A 23,127-nucleotide genomic window follows, 5' to 3' on the forward strand; every position below is an offset into this window, starting at 1 on the left:
CCGGCGTAATTACATGCCAGAACCCTCTGAAAGCGAGGGCACTTCACAATTGTCCCGGGGAAAACTTTTTACTCCGGCGGGTAGGAAGTGCAGTGGCGGGTGAATCCGGCCATGGGTGCTTTGGATAACGGCCTTTCATTTCCTTTTGCACTTCGCGATAAGCCCCCTGCCAGAACCCGGCTAAATCCCGGGTGACTTGTAACGGACGCATTGCCGGTGATAATAATTCCAGCAGCAGAGGGATTCTTCCCCCGGCGATCACTGGCGTATGAGCTTCACCAAACATCTCCTGCATACGTACTGCAAGAACCGGTGGCTGTTCGGTGTCATAACGGATCAGTATACGACTGCCCGTTGGCACAGTGTAATGAGTTGGCAGCTCACTATCCAGTCGCTGGCGTTGTGACCATGTGATTAAATGTAATAAAGCTGCCGAAATATTAATAGAGTTAAAAGTTCGGGCATCAGTTACCGCCACCATTTCCGGCAGTAACCATTGTTCAAGAGTTTCCAGCAATGCCTGATCGGTCACAGACGGCCAGCTCTCCTCCGCCAGCCATTGACCGGCGCAGCTTAGCCTGGCCCTGAGCTGTAAAGCCGGTGGAGTCCAGGGCAACACGGACAGGCCCTTGCTTCTGATCCAGCGTAACATCGCCTGATGCAGCACCGGTGCTTCCGGGCGACTCCCCGGCCGTGATGTCAGGATCAGCGCACCAATAGCCTGCTGCCGCCGTACCCGCAGGATACCTTTCTCTTCATCCCATTCAACATCATCCCGCTCTTCAATCAGATCAGGGCACTGCCGGGTAAGCTCAGCTATATCCACCGGCATTGCCAGCCGAATCCGGGCTTCGGTCTGCTGCGGGCCAAACGAAAGTCTCAGAACCAGTAACCATTCATAACGGGCCAGAGGATCCAGGGCGGCTACCGATGCCCCGGTGCCTTTTGCCATCAGATAACGTCCGCTCTGATCACGTTGACGTGCCAACTGGTCACTAAACCCGGCCATCAGCAACTCCGGCAGCAGCGCATCATCAACCCGCCCACCCTCAATACCTGAGCGTTGTTGTAAGGACCGCGCGCGTATTACCCACTGAGTCTGCGGGTGTAAAAACAGTGATAACAGATCACTGCTGCTATTGCGTGGCGGGTCTTCGAGAATTGCCACCAGCAAACACGCGGTCGCCATGGCTGAAGCAGACTGATAGGCGGCACAGAGAATAGCGGCAAGCCTCGGCTCGGTACCGGCGGTTGCCATTTTTCTTCCGAGAGAGGTCAGTTGGTTGCGCTGGTCCACAGCACCAAGTTGTTGTAGCTGACGCAATGCCGCAGCCTGTCGGCTGGCTGGCGGCAGGTCCAGCCATTGCAGTTGCGACAGTTCACGACACCCCCAATACAGCACATCAAGCATCAGCGCACTTAAATCGCTATTTAGGATCTCTGCTTCACTTACTGCGGCTGCGCGGTCTGCCTGTTCCTGACTCAGTAGATGCCAGCAGATTCCCGGCTCCAGACGTCCGGCACGTCCTGCCCGCTGAACCATAGATGCCTGACTGATACGCTGGGTTTGTAATAAACTCAACCCGCTCTTATTGTCATACCGCACTGCCCGCTCCAGACCACTGTCGACCACCAGACGTATCCCGTCAATCGTCAGGCTGGTTTCAGCAATATTGGTCGCCAGGACGACTTTACGTCTGCCTGGTAAAGACGGACTGATAGCCTGTTGCTGGTCAGTCAGGCTCATTGCACCATATAAAGGAAAAACATCAGTATCACTACTGAGTCGTGCGGTCAGTTGTTGTTTAACCGCCAGAATTTCCCGCTCTCCGGGTAAAAATATCAGCATAGACCCCGGGTGTTCCTTTAAAAGTTGTGCCGCTTCCCGCGCGACAGCATCCGGAAATGGCAATCGGGCAGACAGGGAAATATAGCGACGTTCGACCGGGTAACTGCGGCCTTCTGAGATAATGACCGGAGCCTCTGGCAGTAATGCCGATAATCGCTGGTGATCCAGGGTCGCGGACATGAGCAATACTTTCAGGTCATCACGCAGGCTCTGCTGAACATCCAGTAACAACGCCAGGGCAAAATCTGCCTGCAAACTGCGTTCATGAAATTCATCCAGAATCACCAGACTAACGCCGGTCAGCTCCGGGTCGTGTTGCAGCATGCGGGTGAGGATGCCTTCGGTAACCACTTCCAGTCGGGTTTCCGGCCCGCTACGGCTTTCGCCACGCATCCGGTATCCCACGGTCTTACCCACCGGCTCATTCAATGTTTCTGCCAGCCGTCTGGCGACATTGCGTGCCGCCAGACGCCGCGGTTCCAGCAGCAAAATCCGCCCATGGGACGGCATCTGAGCAAGCAGTTGCAAGGGCAACCAGGTCGACTTTCCCGCCCCGGGTGGGGCTATCAATAATACCCGGGCGGCATTTTTCAGTGCAGTGGACAGTTCATCCAGCACGTCACTGACAGGTAATGGCAGCAAATAAAACTCCCTGCAAGCTGTGTTAATATAATGGCCATAATAACACCCTACTGCGGGTTCCTCACTCCTGAGCGCTGTATATGTCATACCCCCGCGCCGGGAGTGACAGGAGAAGATGACAATCAGGAGACTGAAATGCCAGGGCAACACTACTTTTTTGCCATTCAGCTTCCCAAAGAGCTGCAAAAATCCTTGGTGCACTGGAGATCCGAAAATTTTCCGGCCGATTCCGGACGGCCTGTACCCGCCGCGGCAATGATGATGACTCTAGCCTGGCTTGGAGAAATCAGCGACAGTACCTGTCAGCGCTTACTACAACAGGCATCCAGAATTCAGCAACCAGAGTTTCTGCTAACACTAAATGATGCCGGCCACTGGCCGAAGTCCGGTTCCGTATGGCTGGGGTGCCGGCCAGCCCCCTCCGGAGTGTTAAAACTGGGCGCGCTGTTACGTTCCCAGGCTGCACGCCAAGGCTGTCCGCAGCCGGATGGAAATTATCACCCGCACGTCAGAATTCTGCATCATGCATTTAGCCGGATAGCGATTCCTCCTGCAGGCTTCCACTGGCAGTTTCCGGTCACCCGGTTTTCATTAATGAGTAGCGATTTATCCGGCAGAAGAAACACCCTCCGTTGCGAAGCAACATTCCCGTTGCAACCCCCCCTACAACCGTGAAGAGATTTTCATATGCAGTTTAATCCGCCTTTGCAGTCCGCCACCTTACTCAAACGCTACAAACGGTTTCTGGCCGATGTGGTCACACCACAGGGAGAGCTTTTCACACTGCATTGTGCCAATACCGGCGCGATGACGGGATGTGCAACGCCGGGAGATACTGTCTGGTACTCCACGTCAGATAACCCAAAACGCAAATATGCTCACAGTTGGGAACTGACCGAAACGGTAGCCGGTGACATGATTTGCGTGAATACCCTGCGGGCCAATTCTCTGTTTCGTGAAGCATTTGATTGTCAGCACATCCCTGAACTTGCCGGATACCGGCAATGCCAAAGTGAAGTTCGTTATGGTTCGGAAAACAGCCGGGTTGATTTTTTACTGCAACAACCAGGACTGAAGGACTGTTATGTTGAAGTCAAATCGGTCACCTTACTCGAAAATGGTCATGGCTATTTTCCGGATGCGGTGACTCTGCGGGGACAGAAACACCTTCGGGAGTTGATGTCTATTGTCGCAGCGGGGCATCGTGCGGTTCTTTTTTTCGCGGTACTACATAGCGGAATTGATAACGTGAGTGTCGCCCGCCATATCGATCCACGCTACGCAGCACTTCTTGATCAAGCAATACTGGCCGGAGTGGAAATTCTGGTCTATAAAGCTTCGCTCACACCTGCCGATGCTAAAATAGAATTTTCTGTTGGTTTCGACCAATAAATGGCTGCAACGGCGTGTATTGAAAAGATAATTCGGCATTTAAGCGTCAATTTTATTGACAAGTGGGCAACAACATACAATATCAGTAATTGCCAACAGAGATAGCTTCTGCTATTTATAGCGGCCTGTTTTTTTCCCTCACCGGGAATCGATAGTGCGTGTTATCCAGGAGAAACAGCATGCAAGAAGGGCAAAACCGTAAAACATCGTCCCTGAGTATCCTCGCCATCGCTGGGGTGGAGCCGTATCAAGGGAAACCGGGCGAAGAGTATATGAACGAAGCCCAGCTGACACACTTCAGAAAAATTCTTGAAGCCTGGCGTAATCAACTCAGGGATGAAGTCGACCGTACTGTCTCACATATGCAGGACGAAGCGGCAAACTTCCCTGATCCGGTTGACCGGGCTGCTCAGGAGGAAGAGTTCAGTCTGGAACTGCGTAACCGTGATCGTGAACGTAAGCTGATTAAAAAGATCGAAAAAACTCTGAAGAAAGTCGAGGATGATGATTTTGGCTACTGCGAATCCTGCGGTGTTGAAATCGGTATCCGTCGTCTGGAAGCCCGTCCTACTGCCGATTTATGTATCGACTGTAAGACGCTGGCAGAGATCCGTGAAAAGCAAATGGCTGGCTGATTTCAGCCTGCCAATAAGCTAACGTACAACAGAGCCGTACCGGCTCTGTTGTAGCCTGTATGATTGCTTATGACGCCTGATAATGGTTGTACAGGGCGCTTTGCCCCCTCTCCTTCCGGAGCATTACACTTCGGATCTTTAATTGCTGCTCTCGGCAGCTACCTGAATGCCAGGGCTCAACAGGGTCGCTGGTGGGTACGCATCGAAGATATTGACCCTCCCCGCGAAATTCCCGGCGCTGCAGACACTATCCTGCGTCAGCTGGAACATTATGGCTTACACTGGGATGGGGATGTTCTTTGGCAATCACAACGCAGCGAGGCCTACCGGGAGGTTATCGGGCAACTGATTACCAGTCATCAGAGCTATTTCTGTCGTTGTACCCGTAGCCGAATCCGTGAGACGGGGGGGACTTACGATGGGCATTGTCGCGGGTTAAATCTTAGTTCAGAGGATGCCGCATTGCGGATTTGTCAGTCTTATCCTGTACTCTCTTTCGAAGATCAATTACGTGGCAGGTTAACAGCCGACCATGCAATGGCAGCCGAAGATTTTATTATCCATCGACGTGACGGCCTGTTCGCCTACAATCTGGCGGTGGTCGTGGACGACCATTTTCAGGGAGTCACTGAAATTGTCCGCGGTGCTGACTTAATTGCCCCTACCGTGCGACAAATTTCCCTGTATCAGCAACTGGGCTGGGCTGTACCAGCCTATATGCATTTACCGCTGGCCATCAATCCTGACGGCAATAAATTATCGAAACAGAATCATGCGCCCCCCTTACCGGAAGGTGATCCACGCCCCGGGCTGGTAAAAGCACTCCGTTTTCTGGGTCAGACGGTAGACGATGAATGGCAGGATCTTTCCCGTGATGCATTATTGTTACAGGCTGTCTCCCGCTGGAAAGTCGCCGATATCCCATTAAATGACGCTTTAATCCCGGCAGAGCCACTTACAGCATTCTCAAACTGCTCACAACAGGCTATGATTAGCCGCTGATTTGAGCATTACTTATTTTATGTCACTGTCGAGGTGTACTATTTTTACCCGAGTAGCGAATTTTTGTCGGAAAGTTCTTCTTCGTGAAGAAGAAGTCCCCGCTGAGACAAAAGACCAAAATCTGATGACTATCATTCCGCGTGATAAGCATAATATTTCCCGAAAAGACATTAGCGAAAATGCGCTCAAAGTCTTGTATCGGCTAAATAAAGCAGGCTTTGAAGCTTATCTGGTGGGCGGCGGTGTCCGTGATCTTCTGCTGGGTAAAAAACCGAAAGATTTCGACATTACTACTAATGCAACCCCGGAGCAGATGCGTAAACTGTTCCGTAACTGTCGTTTGGTGGGAAGACGCTTCCGTCTGGCACACGTGATGTTTGGTCCGGAAGTCATCGAAGTGGCAACTTTCCGCGGCCATCATGCCAGCGAAGCCGAAAAAAATAATGAACACGACCGGAACCAGTCTCAGCTTGGTCAGAACGGGATGCTACTACGCGATAATATCTTTGGCTCCATTGAAGATGATGCGCAGCGCCGTGACCTGACCATTAACAGCCTCTACTACAGTGTGGCTGATTTTACTGTTCGTGACTATGTCGGAGGATTACAGGATCTGCAACAGGGGGTTATTCGCCTCATCGGTTCGCCGGAAACCCGCTATCGTGAAGATCCGGTGCGGATGCTGCGGGTAGTCCGTTTTGCCGCCAAGCTCAATATGAGCATTGACCCGGAAACTGCTGAACCCATCACCCGGCTGGCAAGCCTGCTGACCGATATTCCGTCTGCACGCTTATTTGAAGAGTCACTGAAATTACTTCAGGCGGGCCACGGCGAGCAAACCTACCAGTTATTGTTGCAGTACCAGCTATTTCAGCCGTTGTTCCCCACCATTACACAGTATCTTACCCCACAGGGTGACAGTGCCATGGAACGGATGATTGTTCAGGTACTGAAGAATACTGATCGACGGATTAACAATGATATGCGTGTTAACCCGGCATTTCTGTTTGCCGCCATGCTGTGGTATCCGCAGTCTGAACGCGCGCAACAGATCGCCCAGGAAAGCGGGCTGCCATGGTACGAAGCTTTTGCTCTGGCAATGAATGACACACTGGATGAAGCCTGCCGTGCCATCGCTATCCCGAAACGCATTACCAGCCTGATCCGGGACATATGGTCACTACAGCTACGCCTGCCGCGCCGCCATGGTAAACGGGCGTGGAAGCTGATGGAACACCCGAAATTCCGTGCTGCCTATGACCTGCTGTTACTGCGCGCTGAAGTAGAAAAAAATAGCGAACTTGAGCGTCTGGGACAATGGTGGGGAGAGTTTCAGTCAGCACCTCCGGTACGTCAGTCGGCAATGATCAATAGTCTGGGGAGCGATCCGCATCAGCGTCGTCGTCCTAACCGGTCGCGTCGCCGTCAGCCGGCACCACGGAATAACTGAGGATGACTCTGGCTTATATTGCCCTGGGCAGTAATCTGGCAGATCCTCTGCAACAAGTGCATGCAGCTTTGCAGGCGCTGGATGCGATCCCGCATAGCCGGCGGGTCGCTACTTCCTCGTTTTACCGCACCCCCCCCTATGGCCCACCGGACCAGCCTGACTACCTTAATGCCGTCATTGCGCTGGAAACCTCACTGACTCCACTACAGTTACTTGAACATACCCAGCGTATTGAACTGGAGCAGGGTCGTGAACGTAAAGATGAACGATGGGGTCCCCGTACGCTGGACCTGGATATTATGTTATTTGGTGATCTGGAAATAATGACACCGCATCTGACCGTTCCGCACTACGATATGCATAATCGTGCTTTTATGCTGCTGCCGCTTAACGAGATAGCCCCTGACTGTCAGTACCCCGACGGGCGCAGTATTGCTTCACTGCTTTCCGTACTGGATAGCTCCGACATTAGCCTGTGGCAGGCCCATTAACCGCCCGAAAGCTGCCCTGACAGGTCATTCACCCCGGTTGATTATTCCTGTAAACTCCCCATAAGAAAAAATAATGACAAGAGGTCATAATGAAATCAGTCACAATTAATGATCTTCGCAAATGGAAATTGTCAGGCGAGAAATTTGCCGCACTTACGGCTTACGATTACAGCTTTGCTCACCTGTTCTCTGACGAAGGCATACCGGTGCTGTTAGTGGGCGACTCGCTGGGCATGACCATTCAGGGTCATGACTCAACGTTGCCGGTCACGGTTGAACAGGTAGCTTACCATACCGCCGCTGTACGCAAGGGCGCCGGGGCTGCCCTGTTGCTGGCAGACCTGCCATTCATGAGCTATTCGTCGCCTGTACAGGCGTATGAGAACGCTGCACAACTGATGCGCGCCGGTGCAAATATGATCAAACTGGAAGGTGGCGCCTGGTTGGCTGAAACCGTTCGCGGACTGACTGAACGAGCGGTGCCAGTATGTGGTCATCTGGGTCTGACACCTCAGTCAGTGAATGTGTTTGGGGGTTACAAAGTCCAGGGACGTGACAGCGACGCCGCTGAAGTATTACTGAATGATGCCCTGACACTGGAACGAGCAGGAGCACAACTCATGGTTCTGGAATGTGTGCCTCACTCGCTGGCCGCGCGAATTACTACCGCATTATCCATCCCTGTGATCGGAATAGGTGCCGGTAATCAGACGGACGGTCAGATTTTGGTCATGCATGATGCTCTGGGGATAACCGACGGGCATCTGCCAAAATTTAGTAAAAACTTTTTGGCAGAAACGGGCAATATCCGTGACGCAATAAGTCTCTATATCCGCCAGGTTGCGGAAGGCAGTTACCCGTCAGCAGAACACAGTTATCAGTAGGTCAGGAGAAAGAACCGTGAAAGTGATTGAAACGCCGGCAGAGTTGCATCAAGAAATTCGCCGCCTGCGACAGCAGGGTAATCGCATTGCGCTGGTCCCTACGATGGGAAATCTGCATCAAGGTCATATGACATTGATGGATACGGCGAAAGCCGCTGCGGATATTGTTGTGGCATCAATTTTTGTGAATCCGATGCAATTTGACCGTGCTGATGACCTGGCCCGTTATCCACGGACCTTTGCCGAAGACTGTGAAAAATTACAGCAACACCAGGTCGATATTTTATTCGCACCGTCTGCAGAAGTGATCTTCCCCGGAGGTACCTGCGCCCAGACATTTGTCGAAGTCCCTGAGCTCTCTTATCTGCTGGAGGGTGCCAGCCGGCCTGGACATTTCCGTGGCGTATCCACCATTGTCAGCAAGCTGTTTAATATGGTGCAGCCGGATATTGCCTGCTTTGGTGAAAAAGATTTTCAGCAACTACAACTGATTCGTAAAATGGTAGCCGATCTTGGGTATAACATCCGGATTATCGGCGTACCTACCGTGAGGGCACCGGATCATCTGGCACTTAGTTCACGTAATGGCTACCTGACGGCAGAGCAGCGCGAAAATGCCCCACGACTTAGCCAGATTATGAATGCGATGGCACGTCGGCTCACCAGTGCCCGGGCTGATACGGCGGCCATTATCCTTGATGCTGAGCAGCAGTTACGCGATAACGGATTTACGCCTGACGGGATTGCCATCTGTGACAGTCGGACACTGCATCCTCTGACTGCCGACAGCGACAGCGCAGTGATTCTGGTGGCTGCCTGGCTGGGTAAGGCCAGACTTATCGATAATCAACAGGTCAGTTTTTCGGAAGTCCCGGCCAGATAAATTTGCGGGAGATAATGTTATGTTACGTACCATGTTACAGGGCAAATTACACCGGGTCAGTGTGACTCTGGCCGATCTTAACTATGAGGGGTCCTGTGCGATAGATCAGGACTTTATGAAAGCCGCCGGTATTGTCGAATATGAAGCCATTGATATTTATAACGTGAATAACGGCCAACGCTTTTCAACCTACGCCATCGCTGCGGAACCTGGTTCACGCATTATCTCGGTAAACGGAGCAGCAGCCCGCTGTGCCTGTGTCGGTGATTTGCTGATTATTTGCAGCTATGTACAGGTCACAGATGAACAAGCCCGGAAGTGGCAGCCTAAAGTCGCTTATTTTGGCGAAGGCAACGAGATGCAGCGGGTGGCGAAAGCCGTTCCGGTGCAGATGGCCTGAATGGCAATCCGGCCCCACAGGGGGCCGGATTAGTTCTGCTGAATCAGCTGCGTAAACCTCTGCCGCGCTGAATTAATGTCCAGACCACCGCGTAAAACACTGCAATAAACACCAGCAAAATCAAAATGGTAAGTCCGACCGGAACATCATTAATCCCTAAAAATCCGTACCGGAAGCCACTGATCATATACACGATCGGATTCAGTTTAGACACAATCTGCCAGACCGGCGGTAATAATGACAGTGAGTAGAATACCCCGCCCAGGTAAGTCAGTGGTGTGAGCACAAAGGTCGGAATCAGACTAATATCATCGAAACTGCGAGCAAACACCGCATTCAGTAGTCCTGCCAGTGAAAATAATACCGAGGTCAGCACAATCGTCAGTGCCACCATTGGCCAAAAATAGACATGGAAAGGTACAAAGAACAGTGATATTGCCGTGACCAGCACGCCCACACAGATTCCCCGTGCTAACCCCCCCCCAACGTAACCTGCAATAATGATATGGGTGGGTACCGGTGCAACCAACAACTCTTCTATGTTCCGCTGGAATTTGGCACTGAAAAATGACGAAGCCACGTTCGCGTAGGAGTTGGTGATAACCGACATCATAATCAGACCGGGTACAATAAATTGCATATAGGTGAAACCATGCATATCACCGATCCGTGAACCGATCAGATTACCAAAGATAATAAAATACAGGGTCATGGTAATGACTGGCGGCACCAGCGTCTGAATCCAGATCCGCATAAAACGGTGGGTTTCTTTTGCCCAGATGCTTTTCAGCGCTACCCAATACAAATGCGCCATTATTTTTCCTCCGCAGTGCCGTTGACCAGGCTGACGAACAGTTCTTCCAGGCGGTTCGCTTTATTACGCATACTCAGCACAGAAATGCCCTGTGCTGAAAGTTGACTAAACACACTGTTCAGCCCCTGCTCACGCAGCACTTCAACTTCCAGGGTCGAGGTATCCACTAGTTTAAAATTAAACCCATCCAGCTTTGGCAACGGGCTATGTGGTGCCAAATCCAGGATAAAAGTTTCCGATTTAAGTTTACCCAGCAGGTTTTTCATTGAGGTATTTTCGACAAGCTCTCCCCGCTGAATAATCCCAATATTTCGGCAAAGCATTTCGGCCTCTTCAAGGTAATGGGTCGTCAGAATAATCGTAGTACCCTGAATATTCAGTTCTTTGAGAAAGACCCACATAGAACGCCGCAATTCGATGTCCACGCCGGCGGTAGGCTCATCAAGAATTAACAGCTTCGGTTCGTGCATCAGCGCGCGCGCAATCATTAAACGGCGTTTCATTCCACCAGAAAGCATTCTGGCTCTTTCATCTCGTTTTTCCCATAAATCAAGCTGACGCAGGTACTTTTCAGCCCGAATTAGCGCTTCCTTACGTTCAACGCCGTAGTAACCGGCCTGGCTGACGACAATCTGTAGTACAGTTTCAAACGGGTTGAAATTAAACTCTTGCGGGACCAGCCCTAGCTGGCGTTTGGCATTAACCTTGTCAGTATCAAGATCATGACCAAACACCTTTACCTGTCCGGAAGATTTATTGACCAGTGAACTAATGATCCCGATGGTCGTCGATTTACCGGCACCGTTAGGTCCCAGCAATGCATAAAAATCTCCTGCCTGTACCTTCAAGTCGAGCCCTTTCAGAGCTCTGACGCTGTCCCCGTAGGTTTTGGTCAGCCCGGAAATTTCCAGTGCGTAAGTCATACCTGCTCCATACCCGTCGTGATGACGTGTTTAACATGAATAATGATGTCGTGATTGCGCCGACGTGTTCCGGCCATCAGTGCATTAAAATACTGTGTATAGCTGCGCCCCGCTCACCGTGAATCACGCGCTCAGACGCAACACAAAACAGGGCATACTGCTGAGGATGAGCACTCAGTCGAAACGAGGCTGAAATTAATGTTATGGGGATTTAACACCAGGGTGGCAGCAGTGTGACAGGGTTCGTCAGCCTCAGCAGCGAATCTCCGTTTAATGTCCCGGAGGTGGTTATTATGACCTGCCAGACCGCAATCAACCGGGTAGCCGGTGAAAAATCGCGCTCAGTATAATTCAGACCGGCAGACCCGGCCTGAAAGATTGTGCTATTTTACCGACCCGTTCAGGGTTCCAGAATCACTACTTTACCGACGTATGGCAGGTGCCGGTAACGTTGGGCGTAATCAATACCATACCCTACAACGAATTCATCCGGGATAGTAAAACCTACATATTCAACATCAACATGAACTTCCCGACGTTCCGGCTTATCCAGCAGAGTACAAATCGCCAGTGATCTTGGCTCACGTAAACTCAAAATTTCGCGAACCTTACTCAGGGTATTCCCTGAATCAATAATATCCTCAACGATCAACACGTCTTTGCCACGGATATCTTCATCCAGATCTTTCATGATCTTCACATCACGGGTGCTCGACATACCGCTGCCATAGCTTGAGGCAGTCATAAAATCGACTTCGTGAGATACCTCTATGGCTCTGCACAAATCCGCCATAAACATAAATGATCCACGCAACAGTCCGACCAGCACGATATCATTACCGCGGTCACGGTAATCGGCGGAAATTTGCTGTCCAAGCTCTGCAATACGTTGTTTAATTTCCTGTTCGGAAATCATCACTTCTACACGGTGTTTCATAATATATCTCACTGATTTTACTCAGCTAAACCTCATCTTTGCCGGGATAAACACATTGATGATCCGTAGATCATGGCGCGAATTATCGCACAGAAAAGGGCCTGCACGATAGACCAGCCACCGATTAACCCGGCAATTCTGACGGTCCCGGTTAGCTGCCGCTTACCGTAAAGCCTAGCATCATCCCGGTATCTTCATGTTCCAGCAGATGGCAATGCGCCATATATGCGGTCTCTTTTGAAGCGGTATGAGGGAAGTTGACCAGTACTTCGCTGACACCACCTTCTACTCTGACCATATCTTTCCAGCCACTACGATGAGCCGCAACCGGCTGGCCATTCTCAGACAGAATACGGAACTGTGTACCGTGAATATGGAACGGGTGCAGCATCATGTCGCCCTCGCCGCTGATCCGCCAGACCTCCGACGTTTGTACCGGCACATCAAAAGAAGGCTGATGCATATCAAATGCTTTACCATTAATCTTATTTCCCTGATGGAAATCATAACTTCCGGCCTGATTATTGGTTGACATACTCATCGAATGCATCGGATGGTCTGAAGACCCGGACATACCCGGCATGTTATCGCCGGACGGCATCTGCATACCCTGCATGCTATGCGCCGGATCCTTCGAATCGGGCTGATGCATGCCTGCCATCGCCTTGTGACCATAACGTTTCATTAGCGCCGCCATTCCCTGCTGATCCAACTGCTTATCCATTGATAGCGTCAGAGTTCTGTGATTTAGCTGTTTTAGTGAGTCTGTTGCCGGGAGAGCTGGCATGGTCGTTAACTGGTCCGGCAGAATACTGCTGCCGGCGACACGCAGCGGTAGAATATTAATCAATGGTAGTGGCTGATCGAACGGTGACAGAGTCATGCCTGCCTGTTCAACCGGCAGAGTAACAAAATCAAAAGGCTGACCATCCGAGGTATCTGCCATCACTTCGAAGCGTTCACCAGGAATAAGCGACAAGGATTCAACTTTTACTGGCTCAGGCAACAACCCTCCGTCACTGGCAATAACATACAAGGGCCGCTTGTCACTGGTACTCACGTTAAGACTGCGGGCATTACAGCCATTAAGCATACGAAAACGCACCCATCCGTGCGGCACTGCATGCTGAGGATAACTGACACCGTTGGTCAGCATCATATCGCCAAACCACCCCACCGCGGCCCGCATAATATCCAGCTGATAATCAATAGCCGTTCCATCGTTAGTCAGTTGCTTATCCTGAAAAATCAGTGGAATATCATCAACTCCCCACTCCGTCGGTAAACGCATTTTACCAATTTCATCATCATCAATGATAATCAGACCCGCCAGCCCTTTTGCGACCTGGAATCCGGTATGACCGTGTAAATGGGGGTGGTACCAGCAGGTGGCGGCGTTCTGGTCCGGAGTAAATGTCACCTGACGGCGACTGCCGGCGGCAATTATTTCCAGCGGCCCGCCATCCACCTCCCCTCCTACTTTCAGCCCATGCCAGTGAAGCGTGGTGGCGGTCGGTAAGGTATTATTGATATTTATCGTGACTGGCTGATGACGTTGCAGGCGGATAGTCGGTCCGAGCAGGCTACCGTTATACCCCCATGTTGCCACATTTTTCCCTTGCCACTGAGTGGTTCCCGTCATTGCTGTCAGCCTGATTTGCTGGCGGATATCCGGCGTCAGTTGCGTCGGAATGGGGAGTAAGGGCCGCTGAGCCGCCATCAGTGTACGACTCCAGACAGGCAATACTCCGGCAGCCGTTAATGCGGTAGTAAGTTTAAGAAAATCTCGACGCTGCATATCCATAGGCCCTTAGACAAAAATGTGATTTGTTAAGCTTAAACCCTTCCCTCACAGGAAGGTCAAGCAACTGTTCCTGGTCAAGAGGTCAAAACTATCGTCATCCTGACAATATCTATGATAACGTTCATCACATTACAGTGATCAGAGAACGCCCATGACCAAAATGTTCAGGTTCCTGCTGCTATCCGTGTTACTGGGAGCATCCGGCACAAGTTTCGCACTCGACGAATCACAGGCAGAAGATATGGCCGATTTAACCGCGGTTTTTATCTATCTTAAAAATGACTGTGGCTATCAGGATATTCCTGATGCACAAATCCGTAATGCACTGGTGTTCTTCGCCCGCCAGAACCACTGGGATCTGAGCAATTATGATTTGATGAACATGCAGCAGCGTGGTGAATCAAGTTATCAGGATCTAAGCGGCATTGCCGTTCCTGAAGCAAAAAAATGCCATTCTCTGGCCGAAAAATCTCTGAGCTTACTGGCCTATGTGAATAAGTAACTCCCTCTTTCCTTGTCAGCCGTGCATCCCCCCACTAACTTCGCTATCATAGCCTGCTTATTTTCATCGCAATGCAGCTGAGGGGGGGTCATAACATGTCTCAGAATGAGAAATGGCATGAAACACTTCATGACGGGTTCGGGCAATATTTTACCGTCGATAAACAGTTATACCGGGACAAAACTGAACACCAGGATCTGGTCATTTTTGAAAATAGCGCTTTTGGCCGGGTAATGGCCCTTGATGGCGTGGTTCAGACTACCGAGCGGGACGAATTTATCTATCATGAGATGCTCACTCATGTACCGTTGTTTGCCCACGGTGATGCCAGAAGCGTACTGATTATCGGGGGGGGTGGACGGTGGCATGCTACGGGAAGTTGCGCGTCATCCGGGCGTTGAGAAAATAACCATGGTAGAAATCGACGCAGGGGTCGTTAACTTCTGCCGTCAGTATCTGCCGTCACACAGCAACGGGGCCTATGATGATCCGCGCTTTACGCTGGTGATCGATGATGGCGTAAATTTTGTCAGTCAGACCGAACATAAGTTTGATGTGATCATCTCTGACTGTACCGATCCTATCGGTCCCGGGGAGAGCCTGTTTACTTCTGATTTTTATGCCGGCTGTCAGCGCTGCCTGAACGAAGACGGAATCTTTGTTGCACAGAACGGCGTCTGCTTCCTGCAACAGGATGAAGCGGTCAACAGCCATCGCCGGTTAAGCCCTTATTTTACCGATGTAACCTTCTATCAGGCCGCAGTGCCGACCTATTACGGTGGCATCATGACTTTTGCCTGGGCCAGTAATAATGCACTGCTGCGTCAGCTACCCGCAGAAACACTGAAAGCACGCTGTCAGGAAACTGACATCCGCTGTCGTTATTATACCCCGGACATTCACCAGGCAAGTTTCGCCCTGCCACAATATCTGCTGGACGCTCTGAGCGCAGAATAATCCCTGAAATACCTGAGGAGGTGAACTAAATTGCAAAAGCTTAAACTACATGGCTTCAACAATCTGACCAAGAGCCTGAGTTTTTGTATCTACGATATTTGCTATGCGAATTCACAAGAAGAACGTGACGGTTATATTGCCTATATTGATGAGCAATATAATGCTAATCGACTAACCGAGATACTTAGCGAAACCTGTTCAATTATCGGCGCGAATATCCTCAATATTGCCCGCCAGGACTATGAACCCCAGGGAGCCAGTGTCACTATCCTTGTCAGTGAAGAACCGGTCAATCCCGAAGATATCGATACCTCGGAACATCCTGGTCCGTTGCCGGATGCTATTGTCGCGCACCTGGATAAAAGCCACATTTGCGTACATACCTACCCTGAAAGTCATCCCGAAGGTGGACTATGTACTTTCCGTGCCGATATCGAAGTGTCTACCTGTGGTGTTATATCACCGCTGAAAGCGCTGAACTATCTGATCCATCAGTTGGAATCAGACATTGTGACCATTGACTATCGTGTACGAGGTTTTACTCGTGATATCAATGGATTAAAGCATTTCATTGATCATGAAATTAACTCTATACAGAATTTCATGTCTAAAGATATCAAATCAATGTATGACATGATGGATGTGAATGTTTATCAGGAGAATATTTTTCACAGCAAAATGCTGCTAAAAGAATTTGACCTGAAGCATTACCTGTTTAATACCCGCCCGGAAGACCTGACGCCTCAGGAACATCAGCGCATCACTGATCTGCTGTGGAAGGAGATGCGGGAAATTTATTATGGCCGGAATATCCCTGCGGTCAGTAATAAATAATTCAGACGGACCGGCACTTATGCCGGTCCACGAACTACCAGAATGAGTTCAGACCATATTTTACTCTAGCGACCACGAGCAAATTCCCGGTAAGCCGCTATCAGCTGCAGAAAATCCTCCAGACCGCAGAACGACAGCGATTCCTGATCGTAGTAAGCCATCCCTTCTTCTAATTCGTCGGTGTCAAAAGAAAGAAGATTAGCGCCAATCATCACCTCTTCCGCATCCAGCAACAACGTGTATTCCTTACCGGTTTTCTGCCACTGATTTTCGGTGCCTTTCAGCGCCAGTGACGCCTCAACAACTTCATCCAGTAAAGCCATATCACCCTGAACTTCTTCATTAAACCAGTGACCTACAGCCTCATGATCCATCGACATTCTGACGATGACATTGCCTGTGACATCATTGACAAACTGGTACTCCACATTGGACTCCTTACTGCAACGGCCTGTCTTCAGACTCTTTCTGCTGACAGAGAATCAGCATAGTGTAACCAAATAACCGAATTCCGGACACTACCGGTATGAAAGTGTCCTGCCCCCTCCCGACGGAACAAATCAGGCTGAAGAGGAAAAAAAAAGCACAGCGGATGCTGTGCTTCAGATTATTCAGAGATAACGTTTAAAAATCAGACAGCGCTCTGAAAAATGACACCATCGGCTTTTTCTGTGTACTGAGAAAGGCGGTCAAAGTTCAGGTAACGATAAGTATCGCTGGCTGTTTTATCCACCTGAGCCATATAGTGTTGATATTCTTCCGGGGTTGGCAATTTGCCCAACAGAGAGGATACCGCCGCCAGTTCAGCGGACGCCAGATAAACATTGGCTCCGTTCCCTAAACGGTTAGGGAAGTTACGGGTAGAGGTAGAGACTACTGTTGCACCATCCGCTACGCGTGCCTGGTTACCCATACACAATGAACAGCCCGGAATTTCTATTCTGGCCCCACTCTTACCAAAGACGCTGTAGTAGCCCTCTTCAGTCAACTGAGCAGCATCCATTTTCGTCGGTGGAGCCACCCACAGACGTGTTGGTAACTGACCTTTCTGGCTGTCCAGTAATTTCCCAGCCGCACGGAAATGCCCGATGTTAGTCATACAGGAACCAATAAACACTTCGTCAATTTTGGTTCCCTGAACATCAGAAAGCAGTCTGGCATCATCCGGATCGTTGGGTGCACACAGGATAGGCTGAGTGATTTCATCCAGATTAATGTCGATCACCGCTGCGTATTCGGCATCAGCATCGCCTTCAAGCAGTTGCGGATCGGCAAGCCATTTTTCCATTCCCTGAATACGACGTTCGATGGTACGACGGTCACCGTAGCCTTCAGAAATCATCCATTTCAGTAGCACAATATTCGAGTTCAGATATTCGATAATCGGTGCTTTATCCAGTTTAATGGTACAGCCTGCGGCTGAACGTTCTGCTGAAGCATCGGAAAGTTCAAAAGCCTGTTCGGCTTTGAGATCCGGTAAACCTTCAATTTCCAAAATACGGCCGGAGAAGATGTTCTTCTTACCTTTCTTCTCAACCGTCAACAGACCCTGCTTAATAGCATACAGTGGAATAGCGTGGACCAGATCACGTAAGGTGATACCTGGCTGCATTTTGCCGCTAAACCGCACCAGTACCGATTCCGGCATATCCAGTGGCATCACACCGGTGGCCGCAGCAAAGGCTACCAGACCTGAACCCGCCGGGAATGAAATACCGATCGGGAAACGGGTATGAGAATCTCCGCCAGTACCCACGGTATCCGGTAACAACATACGGTTTAACCAGCTATGGATAATACCGTCGCCCGGACGCAGTGAAACCCCGCCACGGTTCATGATAAAGTCAGGCAGAGAGTGCTGCATCGCAACGTCTACCGGCTTAGGATAGGCTGCAGTATGACAGAAAGACTGCATCACCAAATCAGCAGAAAAGCCCAGACAGGCCAGGTCTTTCAGTTCATCACGGGTCATCGGGCCGGTAGTATCCTGCGAACCGACAGAAGTCATTTTAGGTTCACAGTATTCACCCGGCCGAATACCTGCAACACCGCACGCACGTCCGACCATTTTCTGCGCCAGAGAGAAACCACGACTGCTTTTCTCAACATCCTTCGCTTTACGGAAGACATCGCTATGTGGCAGACCCAGTGATTCACGGGCACGTGCAGTCAGACCCCGGCCAATAATCAGCGGGATCCTTCCTCCCGCACGCACTTCATCCAGCAGAACATCGGTTTTCAGTTCAAACTTATCCAGCAGTTCACCACTGTCGTGACGACGCAGTTCGCCTTTGTAGGGATAAACGTCGATGACGTCACCCATATTCAGTTGGCTGACATCGAGTTCAATGGGCAGCGCACCAGCATCTTCCATGGTGTTGAAGAAGATAGGAGCAATTTTACCGCCCAGAACCAGACCTCCACCCTTTTTATTGGGGACATAAGGGATATCTTCACCCATAAACCACAACACCGAGTTGGTCGCTGACTTACGGGAAGAACCCGTACCGACCACATCCCCGGTATAAACCAGCGGGAAACCTTTGCTTTGCAGTGCTTCGATTTGTTTTATCGGGCCGATATTGCCGGCATCATCCGGCTCAATACCTTCGCGGGCAATTTTCAGCATCGCCAGAGCATGAAGTGGGATATCCGGACGCGACCAGGCATCGGGTGCAGGTGACAGATCATCGGTGTTAGTTTCACCGGTTACCTTGAATACCGTCAGAGTGATTTTTTCAGCCAGTTCAGGACGAGACAGATACCATTCGGCATCAGCCCAGGATTGTAATACTTGCTGAGCATAGCGGTTTCCGGCCTTCGCTTTCTCTTCCACATCGTAGAAGTTATCAAACATCAGCAGAGTATGAGATAACGCTTTTACCGCACCTGGTGCCAGTTTCTCGTTATCAAGAGCCTCAATCAGTGGCTGAATATTGTAGCCACCCTGCATGGTACCCAGCAGTTCGATCGCTTTTTCGGGGGTGACCAGTGGGGAAGTCGCTTCACCTTTGGCAATGGCGGCCAGAAAGCCGGCCTTGACATAGGCGGCTTCATCAACACCAGGGGGAACACGGTTTATCAGTAAGTCTGTCAGAAATTCTTCTTCACCCGTTGGTGGGTTTTTCAGCAGTTCAACCAGTGCTGCCATCTGAGTTGCATCTAAGGGTTTTGGTACAATTCCCTGGGCAGCACGTTCGGCAACGTGCTTACGGTATTCTTCTAGCACGACGTTCTCCTCACTCACATTGTATTGGCTTCCGGGCCCCCGACTCACCACTTGATATTGTTCTATTCAGGGTTACGGTGTCCGGTTCCGCCTTGACAGCATATCAGGAACCCGCCTGATTGTTAATCCGTTTACAAAAAATCAACATATCCATGCGGAGACCTTTGCTGAGCTAAAACCTTTCTAATGAATTGATAATAATGAAATTATTATAATACGAACTCAGCTTCCGGAAATATAACGACAAACTATAACCGGTAACTCACCTCGCGACTGTGAGCTTGTGCGCCCTTCCACCAGATAAAAATTCCGATGGTTGATTTATGGTTTAAGTTACCCGTTTACCGGTAAGAATAAAAACCTTATATTCTGTCCGTCTTTCATCACAGGAACCTCCCTTGAACAGTTACCGAACCAGCAAGGGCAGATAAAATTATTGTCTGCCTCAACCGGCAGACAGCGAGCCACAAATGATGCCCCGCTTGTCTTATTTTTTTGCAACAGACGCGAGGTCACTCACAATGATTACCCATACTCTTTTCCCTCCGGGTGAGCCATTCAGGCACACATCCCGATAGTCCCTGTTTTTTATTTCAGTTTTGCACATCCGTGCGGTTAATGAAGGAGCCCAAAATGGATGATGACCCGACCAGGCAACGTTACTCGCGTTGCAGGGGTATTCCTGCCTGAACCCCAAAAATCTGCAACGCATCTCTATAACTGACTGCCTGTATCGCTGTAAAGCGCGCCTGGCGGAAAAAAACTGGACCCAAAGAGATGACTCAGATTATCAACTTCTCTCTGCCGTTGCAGGGAAAGAAACAACCACAACAGCAAAATGACTGGCTGATTACCCGACATATTGCGACCAGCACACAAACCACCCTGGAACTACTTAATGCCTCCAATGACGGTCTCACCCCGCAGCAGGTGACTGAACGTCAGGCAACCTTTGGCCCCAATGAAATTGCCACCAAAAAAGCCCCTTCTGCATTACTGCAGTGGATTCTTGCGTTTAATAATCCGTTTATTTACGTGCTGATGGCATTAGCAGCAGTCAGTTTTATTACAGATTACTGGATTCCACTCCGTTCAGGAGATACGCCTGACCTCACCAGTGTCATCATCATGAGTTGCATGATTCTGTTCAGCACCCTGTTACGTTTTGTTCAGGAGTTCAGAACCAATAAGGCAGCTGATGCGCTAAATTCGCTGGTTGAAGTGACTACCACTGTCCGTCGCCGCAATGCACAGAACCAGCCGCTGGAAACCAGGATACCCCGCCATCAATTAGTACCGGGAGATATTGTCCTGTTGAGTGCCGGAGACATTATTTCTGCCGATATGCGGTTGCTGGAAAGCTCTTCATTACAGCTGAATCAGTCAGCACTGACCGGAGAGACTCTGCCGGTGGAAAAATATGCCAGGCTGACGGAGGAAGAAACTCTGTCAACGATCAGCGAAAATGCTTTGCTGCACCAACCTGCCATTGTGCTGATGAGTACCAGTGTACTCAGTGGCTCTGCCACTGCCGTGGTGGTTGCCACGGGGGCACAAAGTTGGTTTGGTTCACTGGCGGGAAACATTGCTGGCGAGGCGCCAAAAACGTCTTTCGATAAAGGTGTCAACAGTGTCAGTTGGTTGTTGATTCGCTTTATGCTGCTGATGGTGCCTGTTGTTTTTCTGATCAACGGGTTTACCAAAGGTGAGTGGACAGAAGCACTGTTCTTTTCTCTGGCGGTTGCCGTCGGTCTCACCCCTGAGATGTTGCCAATGATTGTCAGCACCAATCTGGCTAAAGGGGCGATGGCTCTGGCTGCTCATCAGGTGGTGGTGAAAAGGATTAATGCGATTCAGAATCTCGGAGCGATGACCGTTCTTTGTACTGATAAAACAGGGACTCTGACTGACGATAATATTGTCCTTGAGCAGGCTCTCAACCTGCAGGGGGAGGAAGATCCCCGGGTGGCAGAAATGGCCTGGCTGAACAGCCATTTCCAGCAGGGAATTGATAACCCGATGGATCGGGCAATTAATCGCTTTGCGAATGCTCATGGTATGGCCAGACGTCTGATGCATATCCGTAAAGCTGACGAATTACCTTTCGACTTCACTCGTCGCTGTCTGTCAGTTTCTGTTTATGATGACCATGGCCGCCAACAACTGATCTGCAAAGGGGCCAGCGAAGAGATGCTGGCCCGCTGTCAGCACCTGCTCTCCGGAGACCATGAAACTGAGATCACCCCTGAATTAAATCGCCAACTGCGTGATAAAATTGCTGGTTATAACCGTGAAGGATACCGTGTACTACTACTGGGTCGTAAAACTTTAGAGATGACAGAGTCAATGCGCCGCCTGAATTTTAACGACGAGCAGAACCTGACTCTGTGCGGTATCCTGCTGTTTCTTGACCCGGTAAAACATGGTGCCGATACCGCATTACGCGCCCTGAAAGAGTACGGCGTGCAGGTCAAAGTGCTGACCGGTGATAATGCAGAAGTCACCGAAAAAATCTGCGGAGAACTGGGACTGGAAGGCGGGCACCCGCTACAGGGACCAGAGATTGCTGCGATGGATGATGACACTCTCCAACAAAAGCTGGCAAGTCATACCATTTTTGCCCGGCTGACCCCCTCTGATAAGACCCGGATTGTGACTCTGCTCCAGGCTGGCGGAGAAACTGTTGGCTTCCTGGGGGACGGTATTAATGATGCTGCGGCATTGCATGCTGCTGATGTCGGGATCTCTGTAGATAATGCTACTCAGATTGCGCAAAACGCAGCTGATATAATCCTGCTGGAGAAAGATTTGCAGGTGCTGGAAAAAGGAGTGCGAATCGGTCGTCAGACTTTCGGCAATATTATTAAATATCTGAACATTACCGCCAGCTCAAATTTTGGCAATGTGTTTTCGGTATTGATTGCCAGCGCATTTATCCCTTTTATGCCGATGCTGGCGATTCAGTTACTGCTGCAGAACCTAATTTATGACGTATCACAGATGGTATTACCCTGGGATGCAATGGATGAAGAGTTTGTCGCTAAACCCCGGCAATGGGATGCGGGCAATATCGGCCGGTTTATGCTGTTTTTTGGGCCGGTCTCCTCAGTATTCGATGTGGCAACTTTTGCCCTGATGTGGCACGTTTTTGTGGCTCACAGCAGTGAAAGTCAGTCTCTTTTTCAGTCAGGGTGGTTTGTAGAAGGGTTATTGTCACAGACACTGGTAGTCCATATGCTGAGAACACGCAAAGTACCCTTTTTGCAGAGTTGTGCCCGCTGGCCGGTATTACTGAGTACTTTGGTCGTCGTAGTGATCGGCATTGCATTGCCCTACTCTCCACTGGCCGTTAATTTTCACTTACAGGCTTTACCCCTCAGCTATTTCCCGTGGCTGTTGCTTATTCTGGCAGGATACTGCCTGCTAAGTCAGACAATGAAGCAACTCTATAGCCGCCGGTTCGGTCAGTGGTTTTAATTTCCCGGGAATAACAAAAACG

Annotated in this window: 19 protein-coding genes and 1 pseudogene; 13 read left to right on the plus strand and 7 right to left on the minus strand. The window is 50.3% G+C overall.

The window, feature by feature from the left end:
* Positions 1-43 precede the first annotated feature (43 nt).
* A complete protein-coding gene (gene hrpB / locus HA49_RS10195; protein WP_245610177.1) occupies positions 44-2,491 on the minus strand; it encodes an ATP-dependent helicase HrpB in 2,448 nt (815 codons plus the stop codon).
* A gap of 135 nt (positions 2,492-2,626) precedes the next feature.
* Here hrpB and thpR point away from each other — a divergent pair, with 135 nt between their 5' ends.
* The 9 genes from thpR (at position 2,627) to panD (ending at position 9,628) form a co-directional block, all read left to right on the plus strand.
* Entirely contained in the window at positions 2,627-3,166 is a 540-nt protein-coding gene (gene thpR / locus HA49_RS10200; protein ID WP_038022985.1) for an RNA 2',3'-cyclic phosphodiesterase, read from the plus strand.
* A 12-nt stretch (positions 3,167-3,178) separates the two neighbouring features.
* Positions 3,179-3,883: a DNA/RNA nuclease SfsA gene (gene sfsA, locus HA49_RS10205; RefSeq protein ID WP_038022988.1), complete on the plus strand. Its 705-nt coding sequence runs from the start codon at positions 3,179-3,181 to the stop codon at positions 3,881-3,883.
* A 179-nt stretch (positions 3,884-4,062) separates the two neighbouring features.
* The gene (gene dksA, locus HA49_RS10210) at positions 4,063-4,518 is read left to right on the plus strand and encodes an RNA polymerase-binding protein DksA (RefSeq protein ID WP_038022990.1); all 456 of its coding nucleotides are present in this window, start codon (positions 4,063-4,065) and stop codon (positions 4,516-4,518) included.
* Between the two features lie 69 nt (positions 4,519-4,587).
* Positions 4,588-5,520 (plus strand): tRNA glutamyl-Q(34) synthetase GluQRS, encoded by a 933-nt coding sequence (gluQRS, locus tag HA49_RS10215; RefSeq protein ID WP_038022993.1) that lies wholly within the window; start codon positions 4,588-4,590, stop codon positions 5,518-5,520.
* Between the two features lie 40 nt (positions 5,521-5,560).
* Complete coding sequence (gene pcnB / locus HA49_RS10220; RefSeq protein ID WP_211259065.1) at positions 5,561-6,970, plus strand: polynucleotide adenylyltransferase PcnB; 1,410 nt, start codon at positions 5,561-5,563, stop codon at positions 6,968-6,970.
* A 2-nt stretch (positions 6,971-6,972) separates the two neighbouring features.
* Complete coding sequence (gene folK / locus HA49_RS10225; protein WP_038022998.1) at positions 6,973-7,461, plus strand: 2-amino-4-hydroxy-6-hydroxymethyldihydropteridine diphosphokinase; 489 nt, start codon at positions 6,973-6,975, stop codon at positions 7,459-7,461.
* A gap of 89 nt (positions 7,462-7,550) precedes the next feature.
* Positions 7,551-8,345 carry a 3-methyl-2-oxobutanoate hydroxymethyltransferase gene (gene panB / locus HA49_RS10230; protein WP_038023000.1) on the plus strand — a complete coding sequence of 265 codons (795 nt, stop codon included), beginning with the start codon at positions 7,551-7,553 and terminating at the stop codon, positions 8,343-8,345.
* A gap of 16 nt (positions 8,346-8,361) precedes the next feature.
* Complete coding sequence (panC, locus tag HA49_RS10235; RefSeq protein WP_038023002.1) at positions 8,362-9,228, plus strand: pantoate--beta-alanine ligase; 867 nt, start codon at positions 8,362-8,364, stop codon at positions 9,226-9,228.
* Between the two features lie 19 nt (positions 9,229-9,247).
* Positions 9,248-9,628, plus strand: coding sequence for an aspartate 1-decarboxylase (gene panD / locus HA49_RS10240; RefSeq protein WP_038023004.1), 381 nt, complete (start codon positions 9,248-9,250; stop codon positions 9,626-9,628).
* 43 nt (positions 9,629-9,671) lie between these two features.
* On the opposite strand, the gene HA49_RS10245 is transcribed toward panD, so the two are convergent.
* The 4 genes from HA49_RS10245 to cueO all read right to left on the minus strand — a co-directional run bounded on the left by HA49_RS10245 (position 9,672) and on the right by cueO (position 14,100).
* Positions 9,672-10,442, minus strand: a complete 771-nt coding sequence (locus HA49_RS10245; RefSeq protein ID WP_046791741.1) for an ABC transporter permease — start codon at positions 10,440-10,442, stop codon at positions 9,672-9,674.
* The gene (locus HA49_RS10250; RefSeq protein ID WP_038023006.1) at positions 10,442-11,365 is read right to left on the minus strand and encodes an ABC transporter ATP-binding protein; all 924 of its coding nucleotides are present in this window, start codon (positions 11,363-11,365) and stop codon (positions 10,442-10,444) included. The genes HA49_RS10245 and HA49_RS10250 overlap by 1 nt, the downstream gene beginning before the upstream one ends.
* 400 nt (positions 11,366-11,765) lie before the next feature.
* Positions 11,766-12,302: a hypoxanthine phosphoribosyltransferase gene (hpt, locus tag HA49_RS10255; protein WP_038023009.1), complete on the minus strand. Its 537-nt coding sequence runs from the start codon at positions 12,300-12,302 to the stop codon at positions 11,766-11,768.
* A gap of 151 nt (positions 12,303-12,453) precedes the next feature.
* Positions 12,454-14,100 (minus strand): multicopper oxidase CueO, encoded by a 1,647-nt coding sequence (gene cueO, locus HA49_RS10260; protein WP_038023010.1) that lies wholly within the window; start codon positions 14,098-14,100, stop codon positions 12,454-12,456.
* Between the two features lie 157 nt (positions 14,101-14,257).
* On the opposite strand from cueO, the gene HA49_RS10265 reads away from it, so the two are divergent.
* The 3 genes and pseudogenes from HA49_RS10265 (at position 14,258) to speD (ending at position 16,399) form a co-directional block, all read left to right on the plus strand.
* The gene (locus tag HA49_RS10265) at positions 14,258-14,608 is read left to right on the plus strand and encodes a YacC family pilotin-like protein (protein WP_038023012.1); all 351 of its coding nucleotides are present in this window, start codon (positions 14,258-14,260) and stop codon (positions 14,606-14,608) included.
* A 95-nt stretch (positions 14,609-14,703) separates the two neighbouring features.
* Positions 14,704-15,565: pseudogene (gene speE / locus HA49_RS10270) on the plus strand (polyamine aminopropyltransferase).
* A gap of 30 nt (positions 15,566-15,595) precedes the next feature.
* On the plus strand, positions 15,596-16,399 hold the full coding sequence (gene speD, locus HA49_RS10275; RefSeq protein WP_038023016.1) for an adenosylmethionine decarboxylase: 804 nt from the start codon (positions 15,596-15,598) through the stop codon (positions 16,397-16,399).
* A 65-nt stretch (positions 16,400-16,464) separates the two neighbouring features.
* On the opposite strand, the gene HA49_RS10280 is transcribed toward speD, so the two are convergent.
* The gene (locus tag HA49_RS10280; protein WP_038023018.1) at positions 16,465-16,827 is read right to left on the minus strand and encodes a YacL family protein; all 363 of its coding nucleotides are present in this window, start codon (positions 16,825-16,827) and stop codon (positions 16,465-16,467) included.
* A 203-nt stretch (positions 16,828-17,030) separates the two neighbouring features.
* The gene (gene acnB / locus HA49_RS10285) at positions 17,031-19,628 is read right to left on the minus strand and encodes a bifunctional aconitate hydratase 2/2-methylisocitrate dehydratase (protein ID WP_156994589.1); all 2,598 of its coding nucleotides are present in this window, start codon (positions 19,626-19,628) and stop codon (positions 17,031-17,033) included.
* A gap of 777 nt (positions 19,629-20,405) precedes the next feature.
* Between acnB and mgtA the strand changes: the two genes are divergently transcribed.
* Positions 20,406-23,105, plus strand: coding sequence for a magnesium-translocating P-type ATPase (gene mgtA, locus HA49_RS10290; protein WP_038023426.1), 2,700 nt, complete (start codon positions 20,406-20,408; stop codon positions 23,103-23,105).
* The last annotated feature ends 22 nt before the right edge of the window (positions 23,106-23,127 follow it).

Source organism: Tatumella morbirosei, assembly GCF_000757425.2.
Lineage (GTDB): Bacteria > Pseudomonadota > Gammaproteobacteria > Enterobacterales > Enterobacteriaceae > Tatumella > Tatumella morbirosei.